Origin of the sequence: Candidatus Fukatsuia anoeciicola, from assembly GCF_964059965.1 — a bacterium.
Taxonomy (GTDB): domain Bacteria; phylum Pseudomonadota; class Gammaproteobacteria; order Enterobacterales; family Enterobacteriaceae; genus Fukatsuia; species Fukatsuia anoeciicola.
Window position 1 is genome coordinate 782,110 of sequence record NZ_OZ060923.1, and the last position, 12,147, is coordinate 794,256.

The window sequence follows — 12,147 nt, forward strand, 5'->3', positions numbered from 1 at the left end:
TAATCTAAGTTATATTGGATTATTACTAAAATAGGTAATAATGGTTTGAATTAAGGTGCAATCTAATTATAGTTATTTATAACATAAAAAATTAGATAAATAATATTTTTAAAGAAGTTTAATCTATAAAATATCCTATTTTCATATTCTCATCTATAAAGTGAAATTATATGCAATTGATTGCTAGAAATTCAATCTTAGATCTTTGTCAACCACAAGTGATGGGTATTTTAAATATAACACCAGACTCTTTTTCTGATGGAGGGCAGCATAATAACCTCAACAAAGCATTTAAATATGCCAAAACTATGATTACAGCAGGCGCAACACTAATTGATATTGGTGGTGAATCTACTCGTCCAGGAGCAAGACCAGTAAGTGAACAAGAAGAACTAGATCGGATTATTCCTATTATAGAACACCTAACATCTTTGGCGGCTGATTTTAAAATTTGGCTATCAGTTGATACTTATAAAGCACAAGTTATTACTGAAGCTGCTAAAGCTGGCGTCCATTTAATTAATGATGTACGTGCGTTACAAGAACCAGGTGCATTAAAAGCAGCTGCGGCAACTAATTTGCCTATTTGTTTAATGCATCATACTCAAAAGAATCTAAAATATATACAACAATCACTACACTATGATGATCTACTAACTAAGATTAATAATTTTTTTCAACAGCGTATTGATAGCTGTATCATGGCAGGTATTGCAAAAAATAAATTATTATTAGATCCTGGTTTTGGTTTTGGCAAAACGTTAGCGCATAATTATCGATTATTAATGCACTTAGAAAAATTTCATCATTTTAATTTACCACTATTAGTAGGTATGTCACGAAAATCGATGGTTGGACAAATCTTACTTGATACTCTTCCGAAGCAGCGGGTTATTGGTAGTATTACCTGTGCAGTTATTGCAGCAATGTCAGGCGCTAAAATTATTAGAGTACATGATGTTAAAGAAACCGTCGAAGCAATGTATATTGTTAGAGCAGCACTTTCTGAAAAGGAATTAAGTAAATTATGAGTAATCGTAAATACTTTGGTACAGATGGTATTCGCGGCAAAGTAGGCAATAAGCCTATTACACCTGACTTTGTATTAAAGCTAGGATGGGCAGCAGGAAAAGTATTAGCGCGACAGCATGGTTCACGTAAAATTATTATTGGTAAAGATACTCGTATTTCTGGTTATATGTTAGAATCTGCACTAGAAGCAGGTTTGTCTGCTGCGGGGTTATCAGCTGCATTTACTGGCCCCATGCCCACGCCTGCCATAGCTTATCTAACTCGTACTTTTCGCGCTGAGGCTGGTATAGTAATTTCAGCCTCTCATAATCCTTTTGATGATAATGGTATTAAATTTTTTTCCATTGATGGCAAAAAATTACCTGATAACATAGAAAAAGCTATTGAAACTACAATGGAAGAACCTCTTACCTGCGTTCCTTCTGCAAAGTTAGGTAAAGCTAAACGAATTGTTGATGCGGCAGGACGTTATATTGAATTTTGTAAAGGGAGCTTTCCTAGTGAACTTAATTTAAATAATTTAACAATAGCTGTTGATTGTGCACATGGTGCAACCTATCATATTGCACCTAGTGTATTGCGCGAACTAGGAGCAACAGTTATTTCTATTGGTTGCGAACCTGATGGTATGAATATTAATAAAAAATGTGGTGCAACTGATACTAATATGTTGCAAAAGCAAGTTTGTGCTAAGAAAGTAGATGTTGGTTTAGCATTTGATGGTGATGGTGATCGTTTAATAATGGTTGATAACTTAGGTAATAAGGTTGATGGTGACCAAATTATCTATATTATTGCTAATGAAGAATTAAATCAAGGGCAATTGAAGGGAGGCGGCGTTGTTGGTACTTTAATGAGTAATATGGGGCTAGAGCTAGCCCTGAAGCAACGGAGTATTCCTTTTACACGGGCAAAAGTTGGTGATCGTTATGTATTAAAAAAAATGCAAGAAAAAGGTTGGCGTATTGGTGCAGAAAATTCCGGTCATGTAATTCTATTAGATAAAACAACGACAGGTGATGGTATCATCGCGGGTTTACAAATACTTGCTGCTATGGTACGTAATAATAAAAGTTTATATGATCTTTGTCGCGATATACAATTATGGCCGCAAATTTTAGTAAATGTACACTTAAATAGAGATTATAATCCTTTAGAATCATTAGCAGTAACTAAAATAGCTCAACAAGTTAAAACCGAGTTAGCAGGACAGGGACGTGTATTATTACGTAAATCAGGTACAGAGCCTTTAATCCGAATTATGGTTGAAGGCAAAAAAGACAAAGAAACAATAAAGTATCTAGCTAATCGTATTACTAAAGCAGTAAAACTAGCAAGTTAATTGCTTATAATAAATAAAATAGCAAACTTCTACTAAAAAATATTTTTTATTAAAAATATAACTTTGTTTCATAAATAAATTTTTGCTATCAAAAATTATTTTTGCATAGATTAAACACTTTATTTATTATTCATGCTAGTTTTAAAAAGTTAAATATAGTAAACTACCAATAATGTAGGTATAATTATGTATATAGTTCTTCTGATATTTTTCCTATTAATTGCAATAGGATTAATTACACTTATCTTGTTACAACAAGGGAAAGGTGTAGATGCAAGTACTTCATTTGGAGTAGGTGCTTCTACAACTTTATTTGGATCTAATGGTTCTAGTAATTTTATAATCCGAATGACAGTTATATTAGCAATGTTACTTTTTATTATTAGTCTTGTATTAGGAAATATGAGTACTAAACAACAATATAAAGGGCATAAATGGGAAAATTTAGATCAACCTGTTAATAATCAACAAGTAGATAAATTATTAAAACCAAATAATGATATTCCACAGTAATCATAAAAAATTGCTATAAATTTAATAAATTTTTTAAAACTATATTAGTACCGAGGTGGTGAAATTGGTAGACACGCTACCTTGAGGTGGTAGTGCCTAATTAGGCTTACGGGTTCAAATCCCGTCCTCGGTACCAAATAATAGAGATAGCTTGCTTTTACTTAATTATCAACATATACTTATTAGGTTTTTTAAACGCGGGATGGAGCAGTTCGGTAGCTCGTCGGGCTCATAACCCGAAGGTCGTCGGTTCAAATCCGACTCCCGCAACCATTTCTTAAAATATTTTTTCAAATATGCTGTTTCATGACTTTTACTTATAAGTTTGAAAAAATTTTTTATTAGTACTATAATTATAGTTTTTTTATTAAACTATCATGTATCATTTAAAATAATACGTAAACTTAGATAGATTATAATAGCTTATAAAAATATATTATGTATTAATCATTTATAATTATTTATATCTATTTATTTTGCATTTTATTGAAATATTTAAATATTGAAATATTGGGCTATTAGGCCCTTTTTTTACGTCTTAGAAGTAGACTTGCTACATTTAAATAAAATTACCTTTATTAATTTTTTAGCACTAGTCAAAGCTTTAGGTTATGAACTAGTTAATATTGAATTTATCTAGAAACGTTAATTAACGTTAAGCGTCTATGTTGGTAATAGGAATAATAACTCACTATTAATGCTTATATTGATATTGGTTATCAAATTAACATAATATTAAATATTATAGATACCATTAATGTTTCTTATAATTTAAAGATTTCACCTACTAATTTTGATCGTCCCTTATTTAGATCTAAACATTATACTCGCTATCTAGTGGAAAAAATTAGTTTAGTATTACTTACAGCAATACAAAATATCATAAATAGAAAGGCGTCATTAAAGCCGTTAAAGGAGAAACAATTACGGTTACTACGTATAAAAAAGATGAAGTATTTACACTAAGTAATATCTAAAAATCGAACTTGGTTACCACATTTTTAAAATTTGGATAAGGCAATTAGGATGAATAAAGAGATCCTGGCTGTTACAGAAGCAGTTTCCAATGAAAAAGCCCTTCCAATTGAGAAGGTATTTGAGGCATTAGAAATTGCTTTAGCAACAGCAACTAAAAAAAAATATGAACAAGAAATTGACGTGCGTATTAAAATTAATCGTAAAACAGGAGATTTTAATACCTTTCGTCGCTGGAAAGTTGTTAGTGAAGTAACTATGCCAACCCGTGAGATTACGCTAGAAGCCGCACAATATGAAGATTCAACTATCCAAAAAAATAATTATATTGAAGAACAAATTAAATCTATTACTTTTGATCGAATCACTACCCAAACGGCTAAGCAGGTTATTGTACAAAAAATACGTGAAGCTGAACGAGCAATGGTAGTAGAGTTATATCGAAAAGACTTAAATACAATTGTAACTGCCATCGTTAAAAAGGTAAGTAATGATAATATCATTCTAGAACTCGTCAAAAATGGCAATAATGCTGAAGCTATTATTTGTCGTGAAGATAAATTACCATATGAAAACATACGTTCTGGCGATCGTATTCGTGGTGTTCTGTACGATATTCGTCCTGAGGTACGCGGGCCTCAGCTATTTGTAAGCCGTTCGCGTCCTGAAATATTAATTGAACTATTTCGTATTGAAGTACCAGAAATTGGTGAAGGAATAATTGAAATTAAGGCAGTTGCCCGTGAGCCAACTTCTCGTGCTAAAATAGCTGTCAAAACTAAAGATAAACGCATTGATCCTGTAGGTGCTTGCGTTGGCATGCGTGGAGCTCGTGTTCAAGCTGTCTCTAAAGAACTATGTGGAGAACGAATTGATGTTGTTTTGTGGGATGATGAGTTTACTAAATTTGTTGTTAATGCCATGGCACCAGCCGATGTTGAATCAATTATAGTTGATGAAGATAAGCATACCATAGATGTAGCTGTTAAAGCTGATAATCTAGCGCAAGCAATTGGTCGTAATGGTCAGAATGTACGTTTAGCTACAGCTCTCATAAATTACGCAAAAGATGAAAACGCTCCTAAATGGGTATTAGATGTCATAACGGAGGATAAGCTTAAAGCAAAAAACTATGCCGAAACCTATGCCACTATAAGTATTTTTATCAAATATCTTAATATAGATGAGCAGTTTGCTACTATTTTAGTTGAAGAAGGTTTTTCTTCTTTGGAAGAATTAGCCTATATACCGATAAAAGAGTTATTAGCAATCAATGATTTTGATAAAGATATGGTTGAGAAACTGCGCGAACGCGCTAAAGCCGCCTTGACTACACTAGCTTTAACGCAGGAAGAGAATCTTGGCAAATACAAACCCACTAATGACTTATTAAATTTAACTGGCCTAAAACGCGATATGGCATTTAAGCTAGCTGCAGTTGGTATATGCACGTTAGAAGAACTTGCCGAGCAAGGTGTCAGTGATTTAACAAGTATTAAAGGACTTAGCGACGAGAAAGCGGGTGAGCTAATTATGACCGCCCGTAATATCTGTTGGTTTGGCGATGATACGAAATAAATCGTAGCAGGGAAAACAGCATGACAGACATAACAATAAAATCATTAGCAATAGAAATTCAAACTCCAGTTGAACGCTTAGTCGCACATTTTATAGCAGCAGGGATCAATAAATTTAAAACTGATTCTGTTACTCAGCAAGAGAAGGAAACATTATTAGCGTATTTAAAACGTGAACACGGTAGTGTTCCAAATAAACTTACGTTACAACGTAAAATACGTAGTACTGTAAATATTCCAAGTATCGGTGGAAAAAATAAATCAGTACAAATTGAAGTTAGGAAAAAACGTACTTATATTAATATGTTAGAAACAGAATCTGCTAAAACAGAAGAACAAATAAAATTTATAACAAAAAATGAAGCCCAAAAAATTACTGAAAAAAAAACTAAGCAAGTAATAGAAAGAGAAAAAATAATACGTCAAACCTCTTATGAAAAGAAAAATAACTTTGTACAAAATAAAACAGTACGTAATGAGATTAAAGCTGCTGAAATAAAACGTTCTGTTGAACAAGAAACATATCGTAAAGTCAAAGAAAATACAAAATATCTTGCTGAAGAAATTCGTAAGATGGCAATAGAGAATGAAGGTAAATGGTCAAAAACTATAGATGATCAAATTGAATCTGTTGATTATCATATGACAACTTCACAACATGCACAGGCAGCGGAAGATGAAAACGATGCTAAAGTTGAAGGTAGTCGCCGTAGTCGTAGCCGTAGCCGTAGCCGTAGTAGTAAAGTGATAAAACATAAAAAAGGTAATAAACTTTTTGAGCATAAAGCTGATCGGGAAGAAGTTCGTATTATAGCTCGTAAAAATAAACGCAAACCAAGCATTTTGCAACAAAGTTTTAATAAGCCAGTTATTGCCGTTAATCGTGATGTGATTATTGGTGAAACATTATCAGTTGCTGAACTGGCTAATAAAATGGCAGTTAAAGGTTCTCAGGTTATAAAAGTAATGATGAAACTAGGGGCTATGGCGACAATTAATCAAATTATTGATCAGGAAACAGCACAGTTAATTGCCGAAGAAATGGGCCATAAAGTTATTCTACGGCGCGAAAATGAGCTCGAAGAAGCGCTTATGAGCGATCGTGATACAGGAGTTAATTTAGAATTGAGAGCGCCAGTTGTAACTATAATGGGACATGTTGATCATGGTAAAACTTCACTACTAGATTTCATTCGTTCAACTAAAGTTGCAACAGGAGAGGCTGGCGGTATTACGCAGCATATTGGTGCTTATCGTGTTAAAATTGGAAATGGTATGGTAACTTTTTTGGATACCCCAGGACATGCGGCCTTCACTTCAATGCGTGCTCGTGGTGCTAAAGTTACTGATATTGTTGTGCTTGTTGTAGCAGCTGATGATGGTGTTATGCCACAAACAATTGAAGCTATCCAACATGCTAAAGCCGCACAAGTACCTATTGTAGTTGCAATTAATAAAATAGATAAATTAGAAGCTAATCTTGAACGTGTTAAAACAGAATTATCTCAATATGATATCCAACCGGAAGAGTGGGGAGGTAATTGTCAATTTATCTATGTATCGGCAAAAACTGGTTCCGGTATTGATAAATTATTAAATGCAATTCTTCTACAAGCTGAAGTACTTGAATTACACGCAGTTCGCAGTGGTATGGCAAGTGGTGTGGTTATTGAATCTTTCCTAGATAAAGGTCATGGACCAGTTGCTACTGTATTAGTACAAGAAGGCACCTTAAATAAAGGTGATATTGTACTATGTGGTTTTGAATATGGCCGCATCCGAGCTATGCGCAATGAAATAGGACGTACAATCCTTTCTGCAGGACCTTCCGTTCCGGTAAAGATTCTTGGATTATCGAGCATTCCTGCTACTGGAGATAAAATAACAGTAGTACGTGACGAAAAAAGAGCCCGCGAAGTAGCCTTATATAGACAAGGTAAATTCCGTGATGTTAAATTAGCACGTCAGCAAAAATTAAAACTAGAAAATATATTCACTAACATGACTGAAGGTGAGGTTTCAGAATTAAATATTGTACTAAAATCTGATGTACAGGGTTCTTGTGAGGCTATTTGTGATGCTCTTAAGCAATTATCTACTAATGAAGTAAAAGTAAAAATTGTAGGATCTGGTGTTGGAGGTATTACTGAAACTGATGCAACTTTAGCAGCTGCTTCTAATGCTATTATCATTGGCTTTAATGTACGGGCAGATGCATCAGCACGCCGAATAATAGACAGCGAAAATCTAGATCTACGTTATTATTTTGTTATATATAGCTTAATTGATGAAATTAAACAAGCAATAAGTGGAATGTTAACTCCTGAATATAAACAACAAACTATTGGTCTAGCAGAAGTTCGCAGTGTTTTTACATCACCAAAATTTGGTGCTATTGCGGGTTGCATGGTGATAGAAGGTATTATTAAGCGTAATAGTCCAATTCGTATTTTACGTAATAATATTGTCATTTATGAAGGCGAGCTAGAATCTTTACGTCGTTTTAAAGATGACATTAACGAAGTTCGTAATAATACAGAATGTGGTATTGGTATTAAAAATTATAATAATATCTGTGCTGGTGATATAATTGAAGTATTTGAAACTATTGAAATTAAACGTACCATCACCTGATATCCTTATAGTTACTCATAATAGACTTCTTGTAAAAGCTATATGCTTTTACAAGAAGTCTATTTTTAGATTGTTTCCCTTTATCTTGTTTGGGTAGTCAAATGATAAAAGAATTTAGCCGTGCTCAACGTGTTGCCCAAGAAATAAAAAAAAAGATTGCCATTATTTTGCAACGTGAAATCAAAGATCCACGAATATGCATGGTAACAGTTTCGAGTGTTGAAATTTCTCGTGATCTTACTTGTGCTAAAGTATTTGTCACTTTTTTAAATATATTAACTAAAAACTCGGATTCTAAAGTGATCACTAACGGTATTACTATCTTACAAGATGCTTCTGGTTATATTCGTAACTTATTAGGAAAGACAATGCGCTTACGTATAGTGCCTAATATTAGTTTCTTTTATGATAATTCCTTAGCAGAAGGGACACGAATCTCTAATCTTATTAATAATGTTTTACAAAAAAATACTAAATATTATAATTACAAATATTATAATAATAGCAACAAGGAAGTATAATGGGACGCCCAAGTCACCACGGTCGTGATATTAATGGTATTTTATTATTAGATAAACCAGCTAAAATCTCTTCAAATAATGTTTTACAAAAAGTTAAACGTATTTTTGCTGCTAACCATGTAGGCCATACTGGAGCATTAGATCCAATGGCAACGGGTATGCTACCTATTTGCTTTGGTGAAGCAACTAAATTTTCTCAATTTTTGCTTAATTCAAATAAACGTTATCATGTAATTGCACATTTAGGACAGAGAACAAATACATCAGATACGGAAGGTTTTGTAATTGCCGAAAGAAAACCAATTTTTACACAAATCCAGTTAGAGAAAGCGTTACAACATTTTCTAGGTGATAGTTTACAAATACCCTCAATGTATTCAGCATTAAAATATCATGGGAAACCATTATATCAATATGCTCGACAAGGAATTAACATAAAACGTAAAGCACGTACTATTACTGTTTTTGATCTGCAACTTATTCGTAGAAATGAGTTTAGTTTAGAGTTAGAAATTTATTGTTCTAAAGGCACCTATATTCGTACTATTATCGATGATTTAGGTGAATTATTAGGCTGCGGTGCTCATGTAAGTCAATTACGTCGTTTACAAGTTGCTACATATCCATATGAACATATGATAACTTTAGAGCAATTAAATATACTTATTAAATTAAAAAAAATCGAATCAACACAAACTAAGTTAGCTAGACAAAACTCATTATATCAAACATTAGACGCGTTACTATTACCCATGGAAAGTGCAGTATTAAATTTTCCTGAAGTTAATTTATCACCGATTGCTGCCACTTATATAAAACAAGGTCAACCAGTTCAGGTTTCTACTGCTCTTTCTACTAGCATAGTACGTATTACTGAAGGTGCAGAACATTATTTTATTGGTATTGGTATTATTAATAATAATTATGTCGTGCCAAAGCGCTTAATTGTTGAGCGTAAAAACTAATTTTTTACTAAAGAAAAGAAATATGTTATCTTATTTTAATTAAAGACAAATTTCGTATAATATATCTAAATAATTATTATATTTATCTAGATTTAATATTAACCTTTTATTCATTATTTCTAAAATTTTTTCTGGTTAAAGTATATTTTTTATTAACTAACTCATCTAAATTAATAATCTAGCAACGTTCACTGTAAAAGATCGATAAGAACCCCTTACTTTATGTTAGCTAACTATTTTATCATAAGTTAAATAAGTAATAAGTAATAAGTAATAAGTAATAAGTAATAAGTAATAAGTAACTAATACTATAGTCTTATTAAATTTAAAAATAAAAAATAAATTTTTTAGATTATTACATACTAAAATACGGAAAAAATTAATGTATTAATAATACTATTTAAATTTTTTAATTTATTAGTTTTTGCAATAAAAATTAAATATAAAACTATATTTATATTCTTTATTTAATTAATATTCAATGTATCTAACTAAGATAGTAGTAATTATTAATTAGTTTTTTGTTGGAATATTATTGCTAACTTTAAATATAATTTATGTAAAAAAGTAATACTTTCATTAATAGTTGTAAGTTCACCATTATTAATAATAACATCATTAGAATAAATTAGACGCTGTTCACGAGAAGCTTGTGAAGCCAAAATTTGTTCTGCTTGTTCGTAAGTTATACCATCTCTTGCTATTACTCTAGTTAATTGTATTTCTGGAATAACATCAATTAATAATATTCGATTAGCTTTGTTATGTAAGCTGTTTTCAAATAATAAAGGAACAATCCAAAGCACGTATGATTTTTTAACTAAGGAAATTCTTAATTTTGTTTCTCGTCTAATAAGGGGGTGCAACAACGAATTTAACCATGTTCTTTCTCGTTGCTTGCTAAATATTTTTTGTCGTAATTTCTTTCGGTTTAGGGAACCATTAGAGAGTAGTATACTATGACCATAATGAGCAATAATTTTATTTAATATACTAGCATCAGACTGAATTACTTGACGTGCAATAATATCAGCATCTACTAAAGGAACACCTAGCCCAGCAAAAATATTAGCGATAGTACTCTTTCCGCTGCAAATTCCACCAGTAAGAGCGACAATATAAGTCATTTTGCTACCTATAAATTATACCCTACGATATCAAATCGTGAATGTTTCTTATCTTATTATTATTTATAGTAAAAGTAACATTACTTTGTTTTAATTTATTAATTTATAGAATTTACTTTACTAATTACTTAATAATTTTAGTTTTTAATATAGAAAGTTACTTTCTAATATTATATTTCTTTTATACATTACTGTTAGAAGAATTAATCTACATATAAGTGATATTATTTAATACTGTAATCTTATTATAATATATTCAACTAATAAGTTTTATTTAGTTATTTTAACTTTAAAATTCAAGAAACTACCTATCTTTTATTTTCTTAGTAGCCGTTTAATACAAAAAATATTTTTTCTCTTTAGTTAGATATTTATAACTAGATTAGTTAAAGTTAATAATTATTTTACTATTAAATAGTAGTTTTATATAAATTAAATTCTATAATTTAAGTATGAAACAAATAAAATTTAAGAATATAAATTAAATTATCAAAATAACTAAATTATATTTTACTTGTTGGGGATTTTTACTTGGGATAATTAGTTTTAAAATATTATCAATAGTTCTAATTAAATTACTAGCTTATATGAAATTATTATTACCTTATTATTGTTAACAACAATAATATATTATAAAGGTATTAGTATATTTTATACTATAAAATAATTAAAAGGTTGTGTATTACTAGTAGTAATAACTTTAAATATTACATTAGTAGCGTATTTTAATTTTTATTACTTATCCCTAGAATTCCACCTATAAAATGCTAATTAATATTTAGCCTTAGCTTTTAAGGCGTGTAATTACTTATTAAAAATAATAAATAACTATTAATGTTACAGCATAATATAATATTAAGTTTCATAGTACTTGATACTATACGAAAATTTGTCATGCTAAAATTAGCAACTTGAAGTAAATAACAATATTAATAACAGTATTAATATTGTTATAAGAGATAATTTTTAGAAAAGAATATTAGTATTTATTACATTTTAATAACTAAATTATTCTATTATTAACCAATAATTTTATAGCATATACTTATAGCATATATTATACAAATTACTTATAAAAATAAGTAATTTACTATTACTATTGATTAGTATTTATTAATAAATTTAATTACGTTATATAGCACCTCTTATAGTATATATTCTGTTTATCTCATAGTTTTGGTTAATAAAAAATAATTAGGATATTTAAGTGGATATTTAAAGGTTATTAATATATAGTTTTTCTAAACATGGACTAGAAATTGAAAATCTCTCCCCTTTCTTTTATTATATTTATTTATTCAATATCCTTATCATCTTTTTAAAGATACTAAGTTAATATTAATTAAAATATAAAAAATTTCTTTTATAATAAATTTATTACTCTTTATTTTATAAAGTCTCTTTTAAAGTAATTTATACTAACATCTTTATATTGATACTAGTTTCTTAAAAAACTTATTA

Annotated in this window: 8 protein-coding genes and 2 tRNA genes; 9 read left to right on the forward strand and 1 reads right to left on the reverse strand. The window is 30.2% G+C overall.

Annotated features, from left to right (window positions below; translation table 11 throughout):
* Positions 1-170 precede the first annotated feature (170 nt).
* The 9 genes from folP to truB all read left to right on the forward strand — a co-directional run bounded on the left by folP (position 171) and on the right by truB (position 9,559).
* Positions 171-1,031 carry a dihydropteroate synthase gene (gene folP, locus AB4W73_RS02490; protein ID WP_367680273.1) on the forward strand — a complete coding sequence of 287 codons (861 nt, stop codon included), beginning with the start codon at positions 171-173 and terminating at the stop codon, positions 1,029-1,031.
* Complete coding sequence (gene glmM, locus AB4W73_RS02495) at positions 1,028-2,374, forward strand: phosphoglucosamine mutase (protein ID WP_367680274.1); 1,347 nt, start codon at positions 1,028-1,030, stop codon at positions 2,372-2,374. The genes folP and glmM overlap by 4 nt, the downstream gene beginning before the upstream one ends.
* A gap of 186 nt (positions 2,375-2,560) precedes the next feature.
* Positions 2,561-2,887 carry a preprotein translocase subunit SecG gene (gene secG, locus AB4W73_RS02500; RefSeq protein WP_367680275.1) on the forward strand — a complete coding sequence of 109 codons (327 nt, stop codon included), beginning with the start codon at positions 2,561-2,563 and terminating at the stop codon, positions 2,885-2,887.
* Between the two features lie 49 nt (positions 2,888-2,936).
* Positions 2,937-3,023: transfer RNA gene (locus tag AB4W73_RS02505), tRNA-Leu, on the forward strand.
* A gap of 60 nt (positions 3,024-3,083) precedes the next feature.
* Positions 3,084-3,160, forward strand: a tRNA-Met gene (locus AB4W73_RS02510).
* A 753-nt stretch (positions 3,161-3,913) separates the two neighbouring features.
* Entirely contained in the window at positions 3,914-5,440 is a 1,527-nt protein-coding gene (nusA, locus tag AB4W73_RS02515; RefSeq protein ID WP_367680276.1) for a transcription termination factor NusA, read from the forward strand.
* 20 nt (positions 5,441-5,460) lie between these two features.
* Positions 5,461-8,073, forward strand: coding sequence for a translation initiation factor IF-2 (gene infB, locus AB4W73_RS02520; RefSeq protein ID WP_367680277.1), 2,613 nt, complete (start codon positions 5,461-5,463; stop codon positions 8,071-8,073).
* Positions 8,074-8,174: 101 nt separating this feature from the next.
* Entirely contained in the window at positions 8,175-8,594 is a 420-nt protein-coding gene (gene rbfA / locus AB4W73_RS02525) for a 30S ribosome-binding factor RbfA (RefSeq protein WP_367680278.1), read from the forward strand.
* Positions 8,594-9,559 (forward strand): tRNA pseudouridine(55) synthase TruB, encoded by a 966-nt coding sequence (gene truB / locus AB4W73_RS02530; RefSeq protein ID WP_367680279.1) that lies wholly within the window; start codon positions 8,594-8,596, stop codon positions 9,557-9,559. The genes rbfA and truB overlap by 1 nt, the downstream gene beginning before the upstream one ends.
* Positions 9,560-10,068: 509 nt before the next feature.
* Here the strand turns inward: truB and coaE are convergent.
* The gene (gene coaE / locus AB4W73_RS02535; RefSeq protein WP_367680280.1) at positions 10,069-10,686 is read right to left on the reverse strand and encodes a dephospho-CoA kinase; all 618 of its coding nucleotides are present in this window, start codon (positions 10,684-10,686) and stop codon (positions 10,069-10,071) included.
* Between the last annotated feature and the right edge of the window lie 1,461 nt (positions 10,687-12,147).